The sequence below is a fragment of the Sphingobium sp. ba1 genome, assembly GCF_000743655.1.
Taxonomy (GTDB): domain Bacteria; phylum Pseudomonadota; class Alphaproteobacteria; order Sphingomonadales; family Sphingomonadaceae; genus Sphingobium.
Map to the genome: position 1 here is coordinate 1,576,976 of NZ_JPPQ01000069.1, position 23,744 is coordinate 1,600,719.

The window sequence follows — 23,744 nt, forward strand, 5'->3', positions numbered from 1 at the left end:
TCGCTTCGGCAGAGGGCGGGCGGATCGAGCCAGGTGCAGGCGGCAGATTGCTGGTGCGCGGCGCCGATGCGGTCACGCTGACGATCGCCATGGCGACCAGCTATCGCCGGTTCGACGATGTCAGCGGCGATCCCGTAGCTGCGACCCAGGCCACGCTGGATCGCCTGCGTGGCCGTTCCTTTGCGCGGGTCGCGGCGGACGCGACCGACGCGCATCGGCGGCTCTTTCGGCGCGTGTCGATCGACCTTGGCCGATCGGCCGCCGCAGACCTGCCGACCGACAAGCGCATTGCCGCGTCGCCGACCCAGGACGACCCGGCGCTTGCAGCGCTCTATTTCCAATATGGTCGCTACCTGCTGATCTCTTCCTCACGGCCGGGCGGCCAGCCTGCCAATCTGCAAGGTCTGTGGAACGACAGCCTCAACCCGCCCTGGGGGTCGAAATATACGATCAACGTCAATACCGAGATGAATTATTGGCCCGCCGAGACCACGCATCTGGGTGAGTGCGTCACACCGCTGGTCGATATGGTCCGCGACCTCGCCGTCACCGGCGCGCGCACGGCAGCGACCATGTATGGCGCCCGCGGCTGGGTCGCGCATCATAATACCGACCTGTGGCGTGCCAGCGCCCCCATCGACGGTGCGCAGTTCGGGCTATGGCCGACCGGCGGCGCATGGCTCTGCACCCATTTGTGGGATCATTATGATTATGGCCGGGATCGCGCATTCCTGACCTCCATCTATCCGCTGATGGCCGGAGCCGCCCGCTTCTTCCTCGATACGTTGCAGCCAGAACCAAAGACCGGCTACCTCGTCACCAACCCGTCGATGAGCCCGGAAAATCCGCATGGCCATGGCGGCACCCTATGCGCTGGGCCGACCATGGACATGGCGATCCTGCGCGACCTGTTCGGTCAGACGATCGCGGCCGCGCAAATTCTGAACGTAGATGTCGGTTTCGTGACTGAACTGGAGGCGGCCCGGTCACGCCTTGCGCCCTATCAGGTTGGCCGACAGGGACAGTTGCAGGAGTGGCGGGAGGATTGGGATGCCGATGCACCCGAACAGGATCATCGCCATGTCTCTCATCTCTATGGGCTTTATCCCTCGCACCAGATCAGCGTCGAAGACACGCCGGACCTGGCCGCCGCGGCGCGCCGGACGCTGGAAATTCGCGGCGATCGGGCGACCGGCTGGGCAACGGCATGGCGTATCACCCTATGGGCGCGGTTGCGCGATGGCGATCATGCCCATCGCATATTGGGCTACCTGCTCGGCCCCGATCACGGCTATCCCAATATGTTCGACGCCCACCCGCCCTTTCAGATCGACGGCAATTTCGGCGGAACGGCCGGGATCGTCGAAATGCTGCTTTACAGCCGTGGCGACGTCATCGACCTGCTACCCGCTTTGCCAAGCGCATGGCCGGAAGGACGTGTCACCGGACTGCGCGCGCGCGGACGGTGCGGCGTCGATCTCGCTTGGCGCGATGAGCGGCTCACGCGCGTCACGCTGCACCCCGACATGGATGGCCAAAGGACCATAAGGCTCGGTAGTCGTCGCGCAACGGTATCGCTCAAGGCCGGACGCGCCCTCATGCTTGAAGATGGAGATTTTGCCTGATGACGAAGGTTTATGTCCGGGGCTTGCTGCTCGGCCTCACTGCCCTGGCGGCCAGCACCAGCTTGTCTGCCCAGACAGCCGATCCGCTCGCGCCGCAAGGCCGTTGGAGCGCCTATCAGGGGGGCAGTGCCGCCCTGCCGCCCATGGGGTGGAACAGTTGGAACGCCTTTTTCACCGAGATCGATGAGGAAAAGCTACTCGGATCGGCGCAGCGGATCATCGACAGCGGCCTCGCCAAGAAGGGCTATCAATATATCAATATCGACGATGGTTGGTGGCTCAAGCGCCGCACGAATGACGGCAAATTGCTGATCCGTTCGGAGAAATTCCCATCGTCCCTGCGCGCGGGCAAGGGCGACCCGTCTTTCCGTCCCCTGACCGACAAGCTCCATGCCATGGGGTTAAAGGCGGGCATCTATTCGGACCTTGGTCGCAACAGCTGTTCGCAGGCCTATTCGACTGGCGAAGCGCAATTACCCGAAGGGTCGATCGCTGAACGCGAGGTCGGACTCTATGGCCATATCGATCAGGATATTCGGCTCTTCTTCGCCGATTGGGGTTTCGATCTCATCAAAGTGGACGGATGCGGCATCCGCGCCTTCGGCGAGGGCAGCGCGCCGGTGAAATCCGGCAAGTATCGCATGCTTGCCCCCTTGATCGACCAGGCGTCGGTCACCCGCTCGGATGTTCCTGCGGTGCAGGGACTGTTCAGCCAGATCAACCAGTCGCTGACCCGTCATAACCCGGACAATGACTATCTGCTCTCGCTCTGCGTGTGGGGTAGCGCCAATGTGCGCGCCTGGGGCAAGGATTATGGCAATAGCTCGCGCACCAGCGACGATATCACGCCCCATTGGGCGCGGATGCTGACGAATTACGACAGCGCGGTGCGCCGGGCGCTCTATGCCCATCCGGGGTCGTGGAATGATCCCGACATGCTGTTCATCGGTCAGGGCGACTTCGACGCAGAGCATCTGACCGAAGCGCGCTCGCATTTTGCGCTCTGGGCGATGATGAACGCCCCGCTGCTGATCGGCGCGGACCTACGCAAGACCCCGCAATCCTTGATGGATGTTTTCGGCAATGCCGACCTGATCGCCATCAATCAGGATCCCGCGGGCCATCAGGCCATTGTCGCCTTCGACAGCGATTCATTGCAGATATTGGTCAAGACGTTGGCCAATGGCGACAAGGCGGTCGCGCTGTTCAACCGGGGCCTTGCGCCGGTCGATGCCATGCTGACGGCCGGTCATCTCAAATTCCGCGAAGACCAGGCCGTGGCTTTGACCGACCTTTGGACCGGTGAACAGAGCCGCTTCACCGGAGAGCAAGCCTTGAAGGTTGCGCCACGACAGACGCTCGTCTTCGTGGCAAAGGGCGATCGAACGCTTGCGGATGGCCTTTATCTGTCGGAGCAACCTGGCAATATCAACCCGGCCGTCGATGGGGTTACCGCCCCTGCGCCTGATCCCACGATCTTCCGCTCCATCCCCGGCTGGCGCAGCACGCGCGGGCTGGGCGAACGTCCCATCTATGCGGGTTGGGGCGGCGCGCAGCCCGACGCGACCCCCTATAATCAGCCGCTCGCCATTGCGGGCAAACCCTATGCATCTGGCATCGGCGTGCTCGCCAATTCCCGGCTGGAAATTCGGAACAAAGGCTATGGCCGCTTGACGGCCATAGCTGGGGTCGATGACAGTGCCGCAGACTCGCGCCATGGTGTCCGTTTCGCTGTCTATGGCGACGGCAAGCTGTTGACGCGCACGCCGCTTGTTCGCCGCGGCGAAACACCAACGCCGATTGCCGTCGATGTAAAAGGCGTCGCCCTCATCGAGATGGTCGCGCAAGCCGATGACGGGGTTCCGGGCGAAATGCTGCCCGTCAGTTGGGGTGACGCGGCCCTGCTACGCTGATCGCCATGATGGGTGGGCGGTGTAGTAATCCGCCCGCCCAACATAGCCTCATTCCCTAACGACCTGTACCGATCGGCAGCTCGAACGAACCGACCGGTAGAGGGGCCTCGTCATAGAGGTTGGTGACCGGCGAATCCGCCCAGCCATATCGCACCCGCACGGCTGGCTGACCATCACCTGCCAGCCGGATGCGCAATCCTTCCACCTCGCCGCCGACATAGCGACAGCTATCCGCCGCTTGCCCGCACAGCTCAAAGCCGATCGCCTGCGCGGCGCTACGCGTCTGAAGGGCGCCCGTTAGCCCTGAAAATTCGATCATGGCCCCGCCGTCCGGCGTAGCAATGGCCTTTGCCGCCTGCGGACCGCTAGCGGAATGCCGTTCGCCATAGGCAACCGCCCGCATCGACCGCGCGAGGCGGCGACCCAATTCCTGCTTCTCTCCGGGATGAATATCGAACGGATCGCCCAGATCGATCGCCGTGGCCAACGCCGCATTGGGGTCCGCTGCCACGGCCCGATATTGCGTATCGCGCATCCGTGCCCAGCCGCTCTCCGACGGTTTCGTCGTCGGCTTGCCATAGGCGGCGAGCTGCACGATGACGAAGGGCAGGTCGGGCGCGCGAAATTGTTCGCGCCATTCGGCCATCATTGCCGCCAGCCGATCGGCATAGCCAGGCAGATCGACATCGGACTCGCCCTGATACCAGGCAACACCCTTCAAGCCGATCGCACCCAGCGGCGCGATCATGCCATTAAAGAGCGTGCCCGCGCCGGTCACATCAGCCCATGGCACACGCGGCGCGCCGGGGGGCGATTTGGCTGCCACGGCATAGCGCCACTTGTCGCCCAACGGCACATCGCCCCCATCGGCAAACCGCAAGGCCATGTCGCTCGCCGGTCCCAGCAGCCCACCATTGGCATAATTATCCATCACATTGATGATCAGGACATTGCGACCCGCCTTCAACAGACCCGGTGGCACGGTCAGGCTGGTGGGCTGCCATGCCTTGGCGCTCATTCCCACGGGACTGCCATTGATCCAGACCCGGCCGACATCATCCATGGTGCCCAAGGACAGGGTCGCCGCCTCGGCTGCCTGCGCAGCCGTCAAAATGATTTCCCGCCGGAACCAGACCATGCCGTTGAATTCGGAGAGAGCACTGACGCCCCATTCTTCCCATGGCCCCAATTTCGGCACATCTGCCCAGCCAAGGGTACTGCCGGGCTGCCAAGGCTCTTGGCCGACAGCATCGCCGGTGGCTGCGCGCCACCAACCTTCCCATTCGGCGCTCGCCGCCCGTTCGGCTCCGATGGGATCGCTGGCGTGCAACTTCACCATGGCGGAGCGATCGGCGCGACCGATCGCGGCCTGGGCCACTTCCCCCATCCAGGGGCTGATCTGCGATCCGCCCCAACTGCTGGAGATGGCGCCGATCGGAACGCCCGCCGTCTTGCGCAGGTCTCGCGCCGTATAATAGCAGGCAGCGGAAAAATCGGGCACGCTTTCCGGGCTGGCCGTCTTCCACGACACCGCACTGGCAAAGTCCTGCCGTGCCTGGTCCGCCGCTTCGCGCGGAACCGTAATCAGGCGCAGTTGCTCATCCGACGAATTGCGGATCTGCCCCATGGCATCCTGCGCATTGCGCACTTCCAATTCCATGTTCGATTGGCCTGAACATAGGAAGACGTCGCCCACGACCACGTCCCGCGCCGTCACCTGCCCCTTGTCGCTGCGCGCCGACAATGCGATCGGTCCAGCCTTGGTAAGCGCGGCAAACCCCGCTTGGAACCGCCCCTGCGCATCCGCCGTCACGACCTGGGTCGCCGCGCCCAATGTTATCGTGATCATCTCGCCCGGATCAGCCCTCCCACGGATCAGGGCCGGACGATCGCGCTGGATGACCGAATGGTCACCAGATAGCGCATCGAACACAGGTGCTGCAGCCGCAGGCATAGCCATCACCGGGAGGAATCCCATAGCTACAGCCGTGATATACCGATTTGAGCGCTTCATATGTGATCCTCCCGCTATGCAAATTGTGCCGTTCCGCGCTTGCAGAACATCCGAACGGCGCCGCTTAGAAGCGCCGATCAGGCTATTAATGTTAACGCTACCTTTTGGTGCCGTCATTTTCATTCGTTTGACAAACTGGAGGTCTGACCCGCCCGCTTATCGCGCGCCCTGAAAGGCGAGATGCGCGCTGAAGAAGGGCAGCAGCTTATCCTGAAATCGCCAAGCCACCCGGTTGGTATGATCGCCCTCATAGATTTCGAAACTGTTGGGAATGCCATAGCGATCAAGCACGCCATGCAGCGTCTGCGCATCAGCTTTCAATCCATCCTTGTCGCCGACATCGATGGCGATCGCGCGATAGCGGCGGAGATTGCCGATATATTGATCGACGAACGCCAGCGGCGCATTCGCTGCCCATTTGGCCACGACATCGGGTTGCACCACCCCGTCCTTGACCGGCATGTCCAGATAGAGGGGCGGCTTTTGCGGGTTGGGCGACCAGGCGGCAGCCGTCGCCAATTGCGCGCGCAACATGAAGGATAGCCCAGCCGAATCAGCGGGCGACTTTACCGATTCGAGCTGTTTGAACACGGCCGGATCGATCTGCGCCGGATCGCGCGGCGACAGGCAGCAGGGGCTCATCATATAAAGCGCACCGAATATATCGGCATGTTTCATGCCGATGCGGCTGGTCCCGTAGCCGCCCATGCTATGCCCTGCCAGCCCCCGGCTTTCGCGCTGCGCGATCGTTCGATAATGGTCGTCGATATAACGGACCAGATCGCGCGCCACGAAACTTTCGAAATCGCCGGTCGTCACCGAACTGGAATACATCGACCCATTATGGATCGTCTTGGAATCGGGCAGCACCAGGATCATCTCCTGCGCGTCCTTGGCGAAGGCGCCTTCCACGGTCCGGGGAATGTGGATTTCCTTCGCCCATTCCTCCGCGCCGATCGAATAGCCGTGCAGGGCATACACGACCGGATAACGCCGTGATGGTTCGCGGCCGTAGCTGGGCGGCAGGATCACCAACACATCGCGGTCGGCCGCTTCGCCTTCCAGATTGCCCTCGATCGTCGGAGCATGCACCTTGATGCGCTCGATCGTTACCGGCTTTGCCCCGGCGACAGCTGGCGGCGCACCCGTCGCCACCTGCGCCAAGGCAGGCATCGACGCCCCGGCCATCGCCAACGCCGTAACGACCATCATCCGTGTCTTGAACGTCATGCCAACCCCTCCATTTTCGTCGTCATTGTCCGCGCAATAGGCGCATCACCAGAGCGCGTATCCGCCCATAATTTCCTTGGCCGAGCGGCCCCAACACCCCATGCTGCGCGTCCGGCATATGGGCCAAAGGATGGCCATCGGGGCGAAAGACATAATGGTCGAAATAGGCGCGCCAGGCGTCCCGTTCTGCCGCTGGCCGTTCGGCAATGGCGATCATGGCGAGCAACATGGCGGTGTGCGGCGCATCCGGCCCGGCGCTGAAACCATCCCACCAATAATTGACCAGAATGTTGACGGGATCGAGCGCCTCGACCTGGTGCCACCATAATTTGGGGAGGTAGAGCGCGTCTCCGGGGGCCAACTCCACCATAACGGCCCTCGCCCGCGCGGCCGCAAAGCGAGGATATTGCGGATCGTCGCTCGCCGCCCCCGTGGCCAGCGATATCGGCTGGCCCGACAATGTATGGTCGATCGGCCCGACATAGAGATCGCCGATCGCATCGGGCGGATAGAGGGTGAAGCGTCGCCGCCCGGCTACTGCGCAGGCCAGATTATCATAGGTGTCATAATGGCAGGCAACGGTCGAGGCATTGCCGAGCCATATCCGTGGGCGGACGTTCGGCGGCAACAACGCGCATGGATTGGCCTCGGCGAAGCCGGGGAAATGATGATCGGTCGGCAGCGAGCCCAGATAGCCGATCTCGCCCGCATCCTGCGCATTGGCGGCGATACGCGCGATCGCTTGCCGAACGGCGATGGTTTCCCTGGCAAAGTTGAAGCCGCCAGGCCCATCGCCATAATGATAGCGCCCACATAAATTTGGCGGACCAGCGAAATATTCCGCTGTCGATCCGCTGTCGAATCGCGCCAGATAGGCAAGCACGGCGTCATTGCTTTGTACGCTCATCTGCATCGCAGGCCAGTCGCTACAGACTCCCCGAATCACAATGGGGCGACACGCCTGCGCCAAATGTCGCAAACCTTCGACACCCCCGATCTCCGCGGCGGTTCGTTCCGTGATTGGGACAGCGGCACTGGCCATGGGTCAGCCGAACCGCCCAAGCCTGTCGTTCCGCCGACGCGCCATCAGGCTGATATGCTGCAACGATCCGGCGATGGCGTAGGCAAGGCGCAGATGCCCGGATCGAAACAGCATCATGACGGCCGCATCGTCCAGATCATCGAGACTATCGAGGCTCACCGTATAGAGCCCATCCAGCCGCACCGTCTCCCCATCATCAAAGCTGAGCGCAATGTCGATCGGCTCGATCAACCGGTGCGCAAGCAAGGCGGCGATGAAGGCTTCGGTCGCCTCCATCCCCGCAACCAAGCGGCTTAGCGCCTGTTGGACGACACGCAATTGTAGGGTGGGCTTCCCTTCCGCATCGAACAACGGGTCACCATCGCCGGATGCAAAGCGGGGGTGATCCGGGTCGAAGGCGATATTCTCTTCTGCCGTGAAGAAGCCTTCGCGATCCGCCTCCATCGCCCGAAAGGCGGGACGATCATCGGGCGAATCCACCAGATGCTCGCCCGGCTTCAACCCAGTCAACGCCCCCAGATAGAATCGGCCCGTCTCGGCATGTTTGGAAAAAAGAATCGGGCAGGCAGCGGCAGCGGCCAGGATTTCACCAACGACGATTCGCACGAACGGACCAGATCCATGGTCCGGTGCCCGCATCCGCAAACCGGCATGCGCCACATTATTGAGCAACTGAAGCGATTCCATACCCTCTCCTCCTGCGGCACATTCTCACGCTGCCGCCGCCCTGTCTGGACGCATTTTTCGTCTCCGACAGCCTAATCACACGGGGCGATATTTACACATACAATTTCGCTTGATTGCCCGTTTCGATAGCGCTACCATTTACGCCTAGAAAAGAAAAGGCTTGGGTGAGGATCAAATCCGTTCGTGCGACGGCCCCTCCCCCCAAAGCCTGAAACTGTGATCGTGCGTGACAATAGTGTCGCGACGTTCGGGCGAGAAGAATTGGGAGTAAGGGGAGGATCATGAAGACAGATTTCGATCGCGCTCGTTTGGCGAAGCGCAGCCGCAAGAGCCTGGCGGCGACAGCCAGCGGCCTGGCCCTGGCAATCGCCTTTCCGGCCGTTGCGCAAGTGGCCGAACAGGCCACAATCACGAACCCTGCCAGCGAAGCGGACATCGTCGTCACCGGCATCCGTGGATCGCTGCAACGCAACCTCGATATCAAGCGTAACTCGGCTGGTGTCGTCGACGTCATTTCGGCGGAAGATATCGGCAAGTTCCCGGATTCCAATGTTGCGGCATCGCTGCAGCGCCTTCCGGGCGTGTCGATCAACCGGTCCGGTTCGCGCGGCGAGCCCGATGGCATCACCGTGCGCGGCTTTGGCGGCGACTTCAACGAAACGCTGATCGATGGTCGCCGCATCTCCACCGCGACCGGTGGCCGTTCGGTCGACTTCTCCTCGGTCGGTGCCGATTTCGTCGGCCAGCTCGCCGTGCTCAAGACGCCTGACGTATCGCTGTCGAGCAGCTCGATCGGTGCGACCGTCAACATCTCCTACCCCAAGCCGTTCGACAGCCCCGGCACGCGCGTCGCGTTCAGCGCCGCTGGTTCGATCCAGGACGATGCGGGCAAGGTGGTGCCGACCGTCGGTGCCCTGTTCAGCAAGACCTTTGCCGATGACACGCTCGGCATCCTGATCGACGGCATCTACACCCGTCGCGATACGCAGGTGAACCGCGTCTATGTATCCGGTTGGCAGGGCGGCCTTTTGGCCCCATGTCAGTTGGCAGGCAGCAATGCGGCAAGCTGTGCGCCATCCGATGATGTCGACGCAGCGCCGAGTGACCGCAAGAGCGTCGTCGGCTGGTATGGCCAGCAATATGGTGCCGATCAGCGCTATACCAAGGATGAGCGTATCGACGGCCGCATCGCCCTGCAATGGGCACCGTCCGACGACATCGTCCTGACGCTGGACGACAATTATTCGCGGCAGAAGATCGTCACCGACATTGCCGGGTTCGGCGTCTGGTTCAACCAGGGCTCGATGCGCGATGTCCAACAGGATGAAAACGGCACGACGATCGACTTCGTGCAGCAGGGATCGCCGACCGATTTCACCGCTGGTACGGATACTCGCGTGCTGGAAACCAACCAAATCGGTTTGAACATGGTGTGGGACGCCACGTCCAACCTGAAGATCGAGGCGGATGCCAGTTATTCGAAGAGCCGTCAGAACCCCGATGGTGAAATCAGCAGCGAAAATGGCGATATCGGCTATGGCGGCGCGCTTGGCACCGCAAACGGCATTCGCGTGTCCGGTAACAGCAGTAAGGCTTTCCCCGAACTGACGGCTTATGGTCCCAATGGCGATGCCTCGCGTTGGCTGGACCAGACCATTATCGGCTCGCACGTCACCGTGCGGCAGCAGCAGGTCAACAGCGACGAGATCAAGCAGTTCCGCCTCGGCGCAACCTGGGAACAGGATAATCTGACCATCAAGTTTGGTGGCCGCTATATGGAGGATGAATTCACGCTCCAGAACAGCAGCACCTTCACCAATAACTTCTGGCAGGCTTATGCGGGCTATGGCGGTCCGTCCGGTCAAGGCAGTGGTGTTCTGATGCCCGCCAGCCTGATCCAGGGCGTGATTGGCACCAACAACTTCATCCCCGGCTTCTCCGGCGTCCTGCCACCCGGCCTGCTGAAATATGACGCTAAGGAATATCAGCGTATTCTGGAAGGCCTCGGCAATCCATATGCGCAGAATGTGCCGGGCTTTAACTATCCTCCCCCGACCGACCCTAACAACGGCCTGCTCAATTATCGCGGTATGTTTGATCTGTTGTTAGACCCAGGCAGCGTTCAGAATGTGCGCGAGAAGACCTGGTCGGCCTATGTTCGGGTAAATTTCGAAGCCGATGTCGCGGGTATGCCTTTCTACTTCAATGCAGGCGCGCGAGAAGAAATCACGAAGCTCGTATCGGCTGGCATTGGGCGATTGCCAACCTCGATCACAGGCAGCACAGCTGATCCAACGTTGCTCACGGTAGGCTTCGGTGAATCTCAGCCTATCTCCACGAAGAGCAGTTATTCCTACTTCCTGCCGAGCCTCGACATGAAGCTGGAACTGACCGACAGCCTGCACCTGCGTTTCGACGCTTCGCGCACGCTGACACGCCCGGCGCTGAATACGCTTACGCCGGTTCTTAACGTTGGCGTCGGCCAGCGCGTCGGCGCCCTGACGGCAACGGGCGGCAACCCGAACCTGAGGCCCTATCTGGCCGATAACTTCGACCTCGCGATGGAATGGTATTACCAGCGCAATTCCTACGCCTCCGTCAATTTCTTCCTCAAGGATGTGACGAACTTCGTGGTTGCAGGTACCCAGCGGCAGACGATCAACGGCGTCGTTGATCCGACCACTGGTGCGCCTGCGGTCTTTACCGTGTCGCAGCGGGTCAATGGACCGTCCGCGACGATCAAGGGTGTCGAATTGGCATGGCAGCATGTTTTCGGTGACAGCGGCTTTGGCTTCAACGCCAACGCCACCTTCGTCGAAACCAACAAACCTTATGACGAAACCAATCTATCGCAGAGCGGCTTTGCCGTAACCGGGCTTGCCAACTCGGCCAACCTGGTGGCTTTCTACGACAAGAATGGCTTCCAGTTCCGTACCGCCGTCAACTGGCGCGACAAATATCTGCAGGCCTTTGGTCAGGCGCAGAACAACTCGGCCTTTGGCGCGGAACCGACTTTCGTCAATTCCAGCCTGCAGATCGATTTGAGCACCAGCTACCAGTTGACCGAACGGTTCAGCCTGTTCGGCGAAGCGCTCAACATCACCAACGAAACGGTCAGCACCCATGGCCGCTTCTCCAACCAGTTGCTTGATGTGTACGCTTATGGCCGCCGTTTCACGGCGGGCGCACGCTACCGCTTCTAACGGTTCTCGCCCTGGAGGGGATGTCGGTTGACATCCCCTCCTTTTTAATGGTGATTTCTCTCTTATGGTTCATCCTGTCCGCAACATCGTAATCGTCGGCGGCGGGACAGCCGGCTGGTTGACCGCTGGCATCATTGCGGCCCGCCATCGCACCCGCATTGGCCAGGGTTTCAGCGTCACTTTGGTCGAATCCCCCAACACCCCGATCATCGGCGTGGGAGAGGGAACCTGGCCGACGCTCCGCACCACCCTGTCGCGCATGGGCGTGTCGGAATCCGATTTCTTCCGCGAATGCGACGCCGCGTTCAAACAGGGCGCACGCTTTGATCGCTGGACCACCGGCGCAGTCGACGACGGCTATTATCATCCCTTGATGCTGCCGCAGAATTTCGGGCAGGTGAACCTTGCCCCGCATTGGCTGGCGAGCAATCAAGGCGAAAGTTTCTGCGACAGCGTCAGTGCGCAGGGGCGCATCTGCGACGACGGCCTCGCCCCCAAGACAATTGCGACGGCCGAATATGATGCCCTCGCCAATTATGCCTATCATCTCGACGCGGGCAAATTCGCCCCCTTCATCCAACGCCATTGCTGCGAAACGCTGGGCGTGCGGCACGTTTTGGCGGATGTCCAACAGGTGCTGATGCGCGAAAATGGCGACATTCGCGCGATCCAGACGGCGCAAGCAGGCGAGATCGAAGGCGACTTGTTCGTCGATTGCACCGGCTTCAAGGCGTTGCTGATCGAAGGCGCGATGAACGTGCCGTTCAAGGACTGCAACGACGTCCTGTTCTGCGATACGGCACTGGCCATGCAAGTGCCCTATGAGCGGCCTGATAGCCCGATGGCATCCCACACCATCTCTACGGCGCAGACATCAGGCTGGATCTGGGACATCGGCATCCAGACGCGCCGCGGCGTCGGCCATGTCTTTTCCAGCAGCCATATTTCCGACGAAGAGGCCGAACGCGAATTGCGCGCCTATATCGGCCCGGCGGCCGATGGGCTGAATGCCCGCAAGATCAAGATCCGTTCGGGCCATCGCGAAACCTTCTGGAAAGGCAATTGCGTGGCCGTGGGCCTGGCCGCCGGTTTCCTCGAACCGCTCGAAGCCTCCGCGATCGTGCTGATCGAATTGTCGGCCAAGATCATTGCCGAACAAATGCCCGCCTGTCGCGAGGTGATGGACATCATCTCCTCGCGCTTCAACGCGACGACCCACTATCGCTGGGGCCGCATCATCGACTTCCTCAAGCTCCATTATGTGCTGACAAAGCGCACCGACAGCGATTTCTGGCGCGACAATGTGCGCGATGAAACCATCCCGGATCGCTTGAAGGAATTGCTGCTGCTCTGGCGCTACCAGTCCCCCTGGTTCCATGACGAGTTCGACCGCGTGGAGGAAGTCTTCCCGGCCGCCAGCTATCAATATGTCCTGTACGGCATGGGCTATCATACCGAAGTCGATCCCGCCTCGCTCAGCCGGGATCATCGCCTGGCCGATCGCGCCCGCCGTGAAAATGCCGCGCTGACCGACAAATTATGCGCCGGGCTACCCCGCCACCGGGATCTGATCAACAAGATCGTCGCGCACGGACTGCCGCCGGTCTGACCGGCGGCAACCGTTACCGCTTACTGCGTCCCCTTGCTCAGATGGTTGGCCGCATTGGCCAGTTCGATCCAAGCCGCGCCTTCTGGAATGACATATTCATTCTGGCCCCAGAAATAGGGCCAATCCTCGTGATTTTCGGGGAAGTCCGGCTTGATCACCAATATGCCCGGCACGACGCCGCCTGCGATGAAGGAAAAGTCCGCCCGGTTATTGCCATAGGCGACTTCCTTCGACATCGTGCCGACACCCGACACGAAGGATATGTCCGACGCGGGATGGTGGCCGGTCAGGAACGCCATGCCATGAAATAGCGCGTCCGGCCCGACAATATCAGGGAAGGCCCGATGCAAAGCCTCGGCCGTCAGCGCATAGCCAAGGACGGTCCCTGACCCCGCCCATCCGCCAGTGGTAATCGGGACGGCGAAGGGGTTGGCGCGTGCCATCTCCACGCTCTGCGCCTGCCAACGGCGCACCGCCGGGATCATCCCGGTGCGATAGGAAGCGGGCATGTAAGGAATCGCCGCGACAGCCGTCTGCGCGTTGAAGCCAAAACCCTTTTCGATGGCGGGCCAGAGCGCCTGCACCTTGGCGGCATAGACTGGCTTGCGGGTTGTGCGCAGCAGTTCCACCGCCGCCGCGAACATCTCCGCATCAAGCGGCCCGCCCGTGGTGTTGCCATGGCTGAACAAATCGGGCGCCTGCCCCTGTTCCTGCTGCCAGACCCGCTCGGCAGTTTCCAACGCGCGCTGCGCTAGCGCATCATCCTGCCCGCGCAACACCCGCACAGCGGCCGCCAGCCCGGCGATCGATCCATAGTTGAGCGCCGATGATTTACTGGTGAAGGCCCAGCGATCGTCCGGCGTTCCGCTCCGCCCATTGCGAACCTCGCCCGGCTTCAACGCCGGGTCATAGGGCAGCCCATCCGTCTTGTTCACCGCATCGCCCAAATGCGTATATTGGGCGACATCGGGCTCCACGATGCCATGAATGGCATGGCCGACAGCGTCAAATTGGGCGAGCAATTGCAGGGTGCCATGCGCCACCTGTTGCACCATATCGGGCTTTCCGTCGGGAACATGCATTTCGACATGCCGCCGCGCCTGATCGACGCTTACCGTATCCCGATCCAGCCGATAGCGCTCCGCCGCATCGGCAAGCGAGCGCACCACCTGATATTGGGACTGGGTGCGGATATCGAAATCGCCGGCATCATACCAGCCGCCGACATTAAGGCCCGGAATATGCTCGCCCGGCTTGAAGCGCGTATCGGTCGTCGGTCCCTGCCGGTACAGATCGATATGCTCATGGTTCAGCGGTGCCTGACGCGCATCGTCGCGATGGGAATCGCCGTGCCAGCTGCGATAGGCTTCGTTGACCGACATATGGTCCATCGCAACGGGGAAATAGACATCGTTGGTCGGGTGCCAGGCATCGGCATAGACATCCTGCGCGATGCGAAATGGCGCGGTGCGGACATCGCCATATTCAAGCATGTAGAGCCCCGGTTGCTTAACGGCGCTGAAATCGAGTTGCAGATAATGATAGCGCAGATAGTCGCCCCAGGGTTTCACCGGCCCGGTCGCCACCGGCACCGCCGCGCCGTTGGCGTCCAGGCGCAGCAATTTGAGCGGTGGCCGCCGCTTGTCATTACGGTCCAGTTCGACCGTGGCGATCTTGGGACCATCGGGCGCATAGCCGAGCTGCGAATGTGCGATAACGGGCGTCCGCAGCCAATCGGGGTCGGCCTGCGGCTTCACCGTCCACTGCAGCACCGTACCGGTCTTGTTTGCAGGCAGAACCGATCGCAACACGAACCAGCCATTTTGCGCCTGATTGCGCCCATCATAGAGCGCGATCGGCTGATCGCTGCTCACGCTGATCCGGCGCGCGGGGTCTTCCGGTGCCAGGACGAAGCGGCGACCGCTGGCCATCGGCAGGGGTTCGGCACCCGGCCCTTCGCTCCGTCCGCTGGCCGCATTGCGCTCCGCTCTCATCTCCATGGCGCTTGCCGGATAGATCGGGAAGGTGCCGGTTCGCTCGTCCGCCATATAGGCATGGTGGAAATAGGCCGACGGCAGTAATTCCAGGTTGAACCCGGCCTTGCCCGCCAAGGCCTGCGGCACGGGCTTGTCGAGAATGATGCTCAGTTCGACCGTACCCCCGCGCCGCTCGGCGCGAATGACATATTGCCAGTCATGGGCGGCATAACGCAGCGTCGTTTCCACGACCCCGGCCTTGGCATCCACCTTGCGACCCACCAGCGCACCGATCGCATCCCATTGTCCGGGTGTCGCCGACAAGCGCACGTCGCCATTGGTCGCGCTGCGCATACCCTGCTGGATGATTTCGATACCGCTGATCTTTGCATCCGCAAACAGGCCGTCATACCAGTTGGAAAAGGCCAGAACATTGACCGCAGGGCCTTCGAAATAGCCCTTTTCGTTTAACTGCAGGGCGGGTTCGCTCGGCGTCTGTGCTATTGCCGCCGTGCTGCTCAGCAGCAGCGCAATCCCGACGCAGGAGGCTCGTAAACGCTTCATGTCTCTCTCCCTTGATTGCGCTACCATCATCCGGGCCGCAATTCTCACGCCTTATATCGCAGCGATTATAGATGGGCACAATATCCAATAGGCTGATTGCCATGCGCTTATGATAGCGCTATTAATCATCGAAATATGAAGGAGAGACTGATGCCCCGGACGCGACGGATATTGCTCGGAACCCTGCCCTTGGCGATGGCCCTTTTGACGGCCGGGTGCCAGCAGAGCGCGGACAATGCGCAGGAGCCAGCCGCCAATGCCGCAGACGCTTCGAAATATCTGTCCCAGCCGCTGGTCAAGGACATCTATACCGCCGACCCGTCCGCCCATGTCTGGGATGGCAAAATCTATGTTTACCCCAGCCACGATATCGACGGACCAACCGCCGAGGATGATCTTGGCAGCCATTTCGAGATGCGCGACTATCGCGTGCTGTCGATGGACAAGATCGGCGGGCCGGTAACGGTCGGGCCAGTGGCGTTGGACGTCAAGGATGTGCCGTGGGCGGATCGCCAGATGTGGGCACCCGACGCCGCGCGCAAGAATGGCATTTATTATCTCTACTTCCCGGCCAAGGACAAGGAAGGCGTGTTCCGCATCGGCGTTGCAACGTCGAAGGATCCGATGGGGCCGTTCAAGGCGCAACCACAGCCGATCAAGGGTAGCTATTCGATCGATCCCGCCGTCTTCACCGATGATGATGGCGCAAGCTATATGTATTTCGGCGGCATCTGGGGCGGCCAGTTGCAGCGCTATGCCAACGGCAAATATGATCCGAACGGGTCGAAGACCGACCTGGAGCAGGATGACAAACCGGCACTACTTCCCCGCGTGGCCAAGATGACCGGCGACATGCTGGAATTCGCCGAAACGCCCCGACCGTTGCAGATCGTCGATGAACAGGGCAAGCCTCTGCTGGGCGGCGACCATGATCGCCGTTTCTTCGAAGCATCGTGGATGCACAAATTTAACGGCAAATATTATTTCAGCTATTCGACCGGCGACACCCACTATCTGGTCTATGCCGTAGGCGACTCGCCCTATGGTCCCTTCACCTATAAGGGCCGCATCCTTGAACCGGTGGAAGGCTGGACCACCCATCATTCAATCGCCGAATGGGATGGCCGCTGGTGGCTTTTCTATGCCGACACACAGTTGTCGGGGCAAACCCGTCTGCGCAACGTCAAGGTTACCGAACTGCATCATAATGACGATGGCAGCATCCGCACGATCAACCCGCTCCTAAGCGGTGCAGCGAAGAAGAGCGCTGCCCAGTGATTACTACGGCCGGGGAAGCCATTGGCTTCCCCGGCCGCTGCTTGTGCAGCGACGACAATGCCCAAGGGCCACGCAGCCTTTTTCGACAAGACCGACGTCTCAACGACGCATTCAGGGAGACATGAGGATGAAGGCATCTTTGCTACGCTGTGCTGCGGGCGCGATGATCCTGGCCGGCTTTACTGCGCATAGCGTAGCTATGGCCAATGACAGTTGGAAAGAGGCGGATACCAAGGCGCGGGCGATCGTCGATCAATTGACGCTGGACGAAAAGGTCGAACAGCTCCTCAACGTGGCACCGGCCATCCCCCGGCTCAAAATCCCGGCCTATAACTGGTGGACCGAATCGCTGCATGGCGCGATGGGCGCGGTTCCGACCACCAATTTCCCGGAACCCATCGGCCTTGCCGCCACCTTCGATGCGCCGCTGATCAAGACGGTCGCGGCCACCATCAGTACGGAGGTGCAGGCGCTTCACACCCTCGGTCGCCAGACTGGGCATCTCGGCAAGATCGGCACGGGCCTCAATACCTGGTCGCCCAATATCAATCTCTTCCGTGATCCCCGATGGGGCCGCGGCCAGGAAACCTATGGCGAAGACCCCTTCCTAACGGCCCGAATCGGCGTGGCCTTCATCCAGGGGATGCAGGGCGACAATCCTGACTTGCCCGACATCGTCGCCACACCAAAGCATTTCGCCGTCCATAGCGGGCCGGAACCGAGCCGCCACACCGATAATATCTTCGCAACCAAGCGCGACCTGGAAGACAGCTACCTGCCCGCCTTCCGTGCCGCTATCGTCGAGGGCAAGGCCGGGTCGATCATGTGCGCCTATAACCGGGTCGACGGCCAACCCGCCTGCGGCAGTCCCATGTTGTTGCAGGATTATCTGCGCGATGCATGGGGCTTTACCGGCTATGTCGTGTCGGATTGTGACGCCGTAGTCGATATTTACGACAACCATAAATTTGCGCCCGACGCCGCAACCGGTGTCGCGGTCGCGCTGCGCCAGGGTGTCGATAGCGAATGCAATAATGCGACGCTCAATGGCCAGACAGGTCTGGGCGATCGCTACAAAGCCTCGCTCGCGCGCGGCTATATCGGCATGAGCGACATTGACACCGCACTCGTCCGGCTATTCTCCGCGCGCTATCGCAATGGCGACCTCCCCGGCCTGTCGAGCCGCAAGCCCAATGCCATGCCGGTCAAGATGATCGGAACGGCGGAACATCAGGCGCTCGCCCTGACCTCGGCGGAAAAGAGCCTGGTCCTGCTCAAGAATGACGGCATCCTGCCGCTGAAGGCCGGAACGAAGATTGCCCTGGCCGGCCCGCTGGCCGACGCCACGCGCGTCTTGCGCGGCAATTATTCATCGCCCCGCAGCGCCCCGCCCATTTCGGTAGCCGACGGCATCCGGCAGGCGATGCCCGGCTCTGCGCTGACCCTCATCCCCTTTGGCCCCTCCATTACCGATGGCGATCCTGTTCCCGGCACCGCGCTGTTGACCCCGGATGGCAAGCCCGGTCTGCGCGCCGAATATTTCAATGCCAGCGGGGATGACGGCTTCGAAGCCAAGCCCGTGCTGACCCGCGTGGAAAACACCCTCGTTTCCCGCGCGAGTGAATTCCAGCAGGTGTCGAAACGCTATAAGGTCGTCTGGACCGGCTATCTGGTCGCGCCGGAAACCGGGCTGTATCGCGTCGCACTGACCGGCGTCAAAGGCACCGTCTCGCTCGACGGCAAAGCCGTGGTCAGCGCCGAAGACTATTCCCGCTGGGCCGAACCGCTCGACCTGACCGAGGTTCGCATGACCAAGGGCCAGCGCTATGCCATCCGTCTCCAGGGGGAGAGCAGCATCGCGCCCAGCCCTACCATCTTCTGGAAACGCATTTCCGACAATGTCGATCGCGACCTGGCGGACGGCGCGAAGGATGCCGATGTGATCGTCGCCGTCGTCGGCCTGACGTCCGATATCGAGGGCGAGGAAATGCCGGTCAAGATCGAGGGCTTTATCGGCGGCGACAAGACCTCGCTCGACCTACCCCGCGATCAACGCGCCTTTCTGGAAAAGGCCAAGGCGCTGGGTAAACCGCTGGTCGTGGTTGTCATGAACGGCAGCGCGGTCGATCTATCCTGGGCCAAGGATCATGCCTCGGCCATCGTCGAGGCCTGGTATCCCGGCCAGTCGGGCGGGTTGGCGGTCGCCAATGTCCTGTCGGGAAAGACCAATCCGGCCGGACGCCTGCCCGTCACTTTCTACAAGAGCGTCGATGATCTTCCGCCCTTTACCGACTATAGCATGGACGGACGCACCTATCGCTATTTCAAGGGCACGCCCGTCTATCCGTTCGGCCATGGGCTCAGCTACACGCAGTTCAGCTATGCAGCGCCCACGCTGGGCGCGACCGACGCCATTGCCAAGGACGGGCTGACCGTACGGACGGTCGTCACCAATAGCGGCGCACGGGCGGGCGATGATGTCGTCCAGCTTTACGTGACGCCCCCCGGCTTCGATGGCGCACCCCGCACCGCCCTGCGTGGCTTTGCCCGCGTATCGCTCAAGCCGGGCGAAGGGAAGGAAGTCGCCTTCACCCTGTCGCCCCGTGACCTGAGCTTCGTGACGCGAGACGGCGTGCGCGCGCTCATCCCCGGCGACTATCAATTGAGCATCGGCGGCGGGCAGCCGGGCACCGGCAGTCCGGTCCAGACCGTCGGCTACACCATCCGCGAGAGGGTCGACCTGCCAAAATGACAGGCGGCCATTTGGGACAGCTAAATAGATAAAAGGCAAAGGAGAGATGCAGATGAAACGCATAGTTGGTTTCGCCACAATGATCGGAGCAGCCACTTGGCTCATCACAGCGCCGATCGCGGCCCAGGCCCAGGACGACAAGATGGTGCCGATCGCCATCCCCGCCCAGCCGACCGCCATTGAACTCGGAACGCCCGCCCTCCCCGGTGCGACGGCCAAGGAGTCCTGGCACAGCCAATATGGCAGCCTGTTTGCCCGCAACGTCACGGTCGCAACCCTCACCCCCTTCCTGCCCGATCCCGCCAAGGCAACCGGCGCGGCCATCGTCGTGGCGCCGGGCGGTGGGTTTCGAACCCTGTCGATGAACAATGAAGGCTGGGATGTGGCCAAGGCGCTGGCCGATCGCGGCGTCGCGGCTTTCGTCCTGAAATATCGCCTGCGCCAGACGCCAGCGGACATGCCGGCCTTTGAAAAGTCGATGCAGGAGATGTTTTCTCCCGGCACTCGACCACCCCGCCCGGCCCCCGACCCGAATTTCGGCGACCTCTCGCCCCAGATCGCCGATGCCCGCGCCGCCTTCGCGCTGATCCGTCAGCGCAAGGCCGAATGGGGCGTTGATGCCGATCGGATCGGCATGGTCGGCTTTTCCGCCGGGGCCATGCTGACCATGGCGACGGCGCTGGCGGGCCAAGATGCCAAGCCTGCTTTCATCGGCAATATCTATGGCCCGCTATCCTCCATGAAAGTCCCGGCCGACGCGCCGCCGCTGTTCGTGGCCCTGGCCGCCGACGATCCTTTCTTCGCCAATGGCGGCATCGCCCTGATCGACGATTGGCGTGCCGCCAAGCGCCCGGCCGAATTCCACCTCTACGAACGGGGTGGCCATGGCTTTGGCATGTATCAGAAGGACACGACCAGCACCGGCTGGTTCGATGCCTTCGTCCGCTGGATCGGGACGCACGGCGCGCTCACGCGTTAGGCCTATTCATTCACCTACGCTCTGCGTCAATGTTCCACTACCGTTCAGGCTGCATGTTCGATAACGCTGGGCATGCAGCCTGCGAATCCGGGTAGAAGGACAGAGAGCGGATAATGACGATAGCGCGTATTTTTGCCGGATCTTTGCTTGCCTTGGCGACAATCACGCCTGTAGCGGCCCTCGCGCAGGCAGGCGATGCCGTGAAGGGCAAGATAGTATTCGCCCGTTGCGCGCTCTGCCATGACGTGAAGCCTGGCCCCAAGAAAATGGGTCCGGCGCTCAATGGCCTGTTTGGGCGGACGTCAGGAACCATCGCAGGTTTCACTTACTCGCCCGCCATGCAAAAGGCGAAGATACGGTGGGACGCCAAGACATTGGATGCCTTCCTCGCCAAACCCAGCGCTGTCGTTCCGGGCAATCGCATGGCCTTTGCCGGTGTGCCGCAGGCTGCGGACCGCGCCAATCTCATCGCATATCTCAAGAGCGCCACGAAATAACGTCCAGCGTCAGTCATGGCGGTAGAGACGGGCGATCTGCGCGGCGATGTCGCTTGGGCTCAGCCGCCCCGGACGATACCAGTCGGCGACGCTGTTGAGCTGCGACAGCAGCAGATTGCGATAGAGCGACCGGTCGATCTTAGCCGGTAGCGGCAGCGCGGCGACGATAGCGCGGAACAATTGTTCGAACCGGTCGCGCCGTTCGACCAGCGCCACGCGCACGGCGTCGGGCACTTCGCGAAAATCATTCATCATCGGCATGGTCAGCGAATCGGGATCAAGCTGGACTTCCAGCAGCGCGGCGCAGGCGGCTTCCAGCTGTGCCCAAGGATCATCCTGCGCCGCCACGGCCGTTGCGATCCGAGCCTCGGCCCCATCCAGCGCAGCGTGATGCAGCTCGACGAACAGGGCGTCCTTCGACTTGATATGATGGTAGAGTGAGCCGCCCAGCACACCGGCCGCCTCGCCGATGTCGCGCATCGACGTGCCGCGATAGCCCTTGCGCGCGAAGAGTTGCGCGGCGATCGCCAATATCTGGCCCCGCCGCGTGCCTGCGCCGTCCGTCTCTTCACCCTTGGCCTGTGCGTCTGTCTTACTCATGCAGCGCGACCTAGCATATTCGATCGCCAGAGATCATCCGCCTTGGCGTGTGCGGAAAGGGGCACTGCATTATTCACTTGCAACCCTCCCCCAGCTTACTGTATCCCAAGCATACATTCTATCGGGAGCAGGATCATGGAAAACCAAGAAGACGTCGTTTCCTTTGCGGTCGAGGACGGCATCGCCTGGGTGAATTTCAATCGCCCCGCCAAGCGCAACGCGATGAGCCCGACGCTGAACCGCCGCATGATGGAGGTTCTGGACGAGCTGGAATTCCGTGACGATGTCGGCGTGCTCGTGCTGAGCGGCGAAGGCACGGCCTGGTCGGCGGGCATGGACCTGAAGGAATATTTCCGTGAGACCGAAGCGGCCGGACTGCACGGCGTGCGCAAGTCCCAGCGGGAAAGCTATGGCTGGTTCCGCCGTCTGCGCTGGTATCAGAAGCCCACCATCGCCATGGTCAATGGCTGGTGCTTTGGCGGCGGCTTCGGACCCCTGTTCGCTTGCGACCTCGCCATTTGCGCCGATGAAGCGCAGTTCGGCCTGTCCGAAATCAACTGGGGCATCCTGCCCGGCGGTGGCGTGACCAAGGTGGTGGTCGACCTGCTGCCGATGCGCGATGCGATGTGGTTGACGCTGACCGGCGACCTGATCGACGGCAAGCAGGCGTCGGCCATGCGGCTGGTTAATGAAAGCGTGCCGCTCGACCAGCTCAAGGACCGCACCCGCGAGGTCGCCAACAAGCTCCTCGCCAAGAACCCGGTCGCGCTCAAATTCGCCAAGGATGCGGTGCGCCGCGTCAGCACCATGACCTATGACGAGGCTGAGGATTATCTGGTCCGCATGCAGGAAGCGGCCAATTTCCATGACAAGAGCGAAGGCCGCAAGGAAGGCATTCGCCAGTTCATCGACGAGAAGAGCTACAAGCCAGGTCTGGGTGCTTATGACCTGACCAAGGCGAAGGCACCGACCGAGGGCTGAATAGCCTGATCGTCTTGAAACGCACCGGGGTTCGCCCCGGTGCGTATTTTCATGTTTGCGATATATCCACATCCATGAATTTGTGGCAGAATGTCCTTCAATCGGAGGAGGATTTTCATGCCCATAGCCACGACCCATGTCGGCAGCCTGCCGCGCGGTGACGCCCTGACCCCGCTGTTGCTGGCCCGCGACAAGGGCGAACCCTATGACGCGCAAGCTTTCGACACGCAAGTTCAGGCCGCCGTTACAGACGCGGTAACCGCTCAGATCGACGCCGGCGTCACCATCGTCAGCGACGGCGAATTGGGCAAGGTCGGCTATTCCACCTATATGATCGAGCGGCTGACCGGCTTTGGCGGCCATATCGACCGCAGGCCCGCCGCCGATCTCGCCCCGCTGCCCGAATTGCGGCAGAAGCTCGCTGGGATCATGGGTTCCCAGGAATTTACCCGCGCCTCCTGCATCGGCCCGGTGCGGCTGGTGACGCTGGAGCCGCTGCATGACGATATCCGCCGGTTCAAAACGGCGCTCGCGCCCCATGGCGAGGGCGTGCGCGCCTTCATGAATGCGGCCTCGCCCGGCCTGATCACCGCCTTCCAGGTCAACCGCCATTATCCCGGCCACGAAGCCTATCTGGCCGATCTGGTCGATGCGATGCGCGAAGAATATGAGACGATCGTGGCGGCGGGCTTCGACCTGCAGCTCGATTGCCCCGATTTGGCGATGTCGCGCCACACCGGCTATCAGGACGCCAGCGACGAGGAGTTCCTCAAGATCGCGTCCGCCAATGTCGA

Annotated in this window: 15 protein-coding genes and 1 pseudogene; 10 read left to right on the forward strand and 6 right to left on the reverse strand. The window is 61.7% G+C overall.

Translation table 11 applies throughout. The features are described from left to right. Both IL54_RS10690 and IL54_RS10695 read left to right on the forward strand, forming a co-directional pair. Positions 1-1,625 (forward strand): glycosyl hydrolase family 95 catalytic domain-containing protein (locus tag IL54_RS10690; protein WP_076605569.1); only part of this gene is annotated, 1,625 nt, incomplete at its 5' end. Further along, positions 1,625-3,538, forward strand: coding sequence for an NPCBM/NEW2 domain-containing protein (locus tag IL54_RS10695; protein ID WP_037475523.1), 1,914 nt, complete (start codon positions 1,625-1,627; stop codon positions 3,536-3,538). The genes IL54_RS10690 and IL54_RS10695, both read left to right, overlap by 1 nt. Positions 3,539-3,593: 55 nt before the next feature. On the opposite strand, the gene IL54_RS10700 is transcribed toward IL54_RS10695, so the two are convergent. The 4 genes from IL54_RS10700 to IL54_RS10715 all read right to left on the reverse strand — a co-directional run bounded on the left by IL54_RS10700 (position 3,594) and on the right by IL54_RS10715 (position 8,511). Next, the gene (locus IL54_RS10700) at positions 3,594-5,498 is read right to left on the reverse strand and encodes a sialate O-acetylesterase (RefSeq protein WP_156106188.1); all 1,905 of its coding nucleotides are present in this window, start codon (positions 5,496-5,498) and stop codon (positions 3,594-3,596) included. 210 nt (positions 5,499-5,708) lie between these two features. Beyond that, positions 5,709-6,782, reverse strand: coding sequence for an alpha/beta hydrolase (locus IL54_RS10705; RefSeq protein WP_237748853.1), 1,074 nt, complete (start codon positions 6,780-6,782; stop codon positions 5,709-5,711). 22 nt (positions 6,783-6,804) lie between these two features. Continuing rightward, positions 6,805-7,824 carry a cupin-like domain-containing protein gene (locus IL54_RS10710; protein ID WP_037475528.1) on the reverse strand — a complete coding sequence of 340 codons (1,020 nt, stop codon included), beginning with the start codon at positions 7,822-7,824 and terminating at the stop codon, positions 6,805-6,807. A 3-nt stretch (positions 7,825-7,827) separates the two neighbouring features. Continuing rightward, on the reverse strand, positions 7,828-8,511 hold the full coding sequence (locus IL54_RS10715) for a SapC family protein (RefSeq protein ID WP_037475530.1): 684 nt from the start codon (positions 8,509-8,511) through the stop codon (positions 7,828-7,830). 281 nt (positions 8,512-8,792) lie between these two features. Here IL54_RS10715 and IL54_RS10720 point away from each other — a divergent pair, with 281 nt between their 5' ends. Together IL54_RS10720 and IL54_RS10725 are read left to right on the forward strand one after the other, a co-directional pair. After that, positions 8,793-11,714, forward strand: coding sequence for a TonB-dependent receptor (locus tag IL54_RS10720; RefSeq protein WP_037475532.1), 2,922 nt, complete (start codon positions 8,793-8,795; stop codon positions 11,712-11,714). Between the two features lie 64 nt (positions 11,715-11,778). Next, a complete protein-coding gene (locus IL54_RS10725) occupies positions 11,779-13,323 on the forward strand; it encodes a tryptophan halogenase family protein (protein WP_037475535.1) in 1,545 nt (514 codons plus the stop codon). 20 nt (positions 13,324-13,343) lie between these two features. Here IL54_RS10725 and IL54_RS10730 read toward each other — a convergent pair whose 3' ends face one another. Then, complete coding sequence (locus tag IL54_RS10730) at positions 13,344-15,863, reverse strand: glycoside hydrolase family 9 protein (RefSeq protein ID WP_037475537.1); 2,520 nt, start codon at positions 15,861-15,863, stop codon at positions 13,344-13,346. Positions 15,864-16,013: 150 nt separating this feature from the next. On the opposite strand from IL54_RS10730, the gene IL54_RS10735 reads away from it, so the two are divergent. The 4 genes from IL54_RS10735 to IL54_RS10750 all read left to right on the forward strand — a co-directional run bounded on the left by IL54_RS10735 (position 16,014) and on the right by IL54_RS10750 (position 21,369). Further along, positions 16,014-17,141, forward strand: coding sequence for a glycoside hydrolase family 43 protein (locus IL54_RS10735; RefSeq protein WP_037478342.1), 1,128 nt, complete (start codon positions 16,014-16,016; stop codon positions 17,139-17,141). 127 nt (positions 17,142-17,268) lie between these two features. Beyond that, positions 17,269-19,893, forward strand: a complete 2,625-nt coding sequence (locus tag IL54_RS10740; RefSeq protein WP_037475539.1) for a glycoside hydrolase family 3 C-terminal domain-containing protein — start codon at positions 17,269-17,271, stop codon at positions 19,891-19,893. A gap of 52 nt (positions 19,894-19,945) precedes the next feature. Further along, positions 19,946-20,872 carry an alpha/beta hydrolase gene (locus IL54_RS10745; protein ID WP_150125691.1) on the forward strand — a complete coding sequence of 309 codons (927 nt, stop codon included), beginning with the start codon at positions 19,946-19,948 and terminating at the stop codon, positions 20,870-20,872. A gap of 113 nt (positions 20,873-20,985) precedes the next feature. Further along, positions 20,986-21,369, forward strand: coding sequence for a c-type cytochrome (locus tag IL54_RS10750; RefSeq protein ID WP_037475544.1), 384 nt, complete (start codon positions 20,986-20,988; stop codon positions 21,367-21,369). Positions 21,370-21,378: 9 nt separating this feature from the next. Here the strand turns inward: IL54_RS10750 and IL54_RS10755 are convergent, their stop codons facing one another. Next, positions 21,379-21,969, reverse strand: coding sequence for a TetR/AcrR family transcriptional regulator (locus tag IL54_RS10755; RefSeq protein ID WP_037475547.1), 591 nt, complete (start codon positions 21,967-21,969; stop codon positions 21,379-21,381). Positions 21,970-22,104: 135 nt separating this feature from the next. Here IL54_RS10755 and IL54_RS10760 point away from each other — a divergent pair, with 135 nt between their 5' ends. Together IL54_RS10760 and IL54_RS24125 are read left to right on the forward strand one after the other, a co-directional pair. Continuing rightward, positions 22,105-22,950, forward strand: coding sequence for a p-hydroxycinnamoyl CoA hydratase/lyase (locus IL54_RS10760; RefSeq protein WP_037475550.1), 846 nt, complete (start codon positions 22,105-22,107; stop codon positions 22,948-22,950). Between the two features lie 117 nt (positions 22,951-23,067). Further along, positions 23,068-23,744 (forward strand): annotated as a pseudogene (locus tag IL54_RS24125) (epoxyalkane--coenzyme M transferase); the annotation flags it as partial.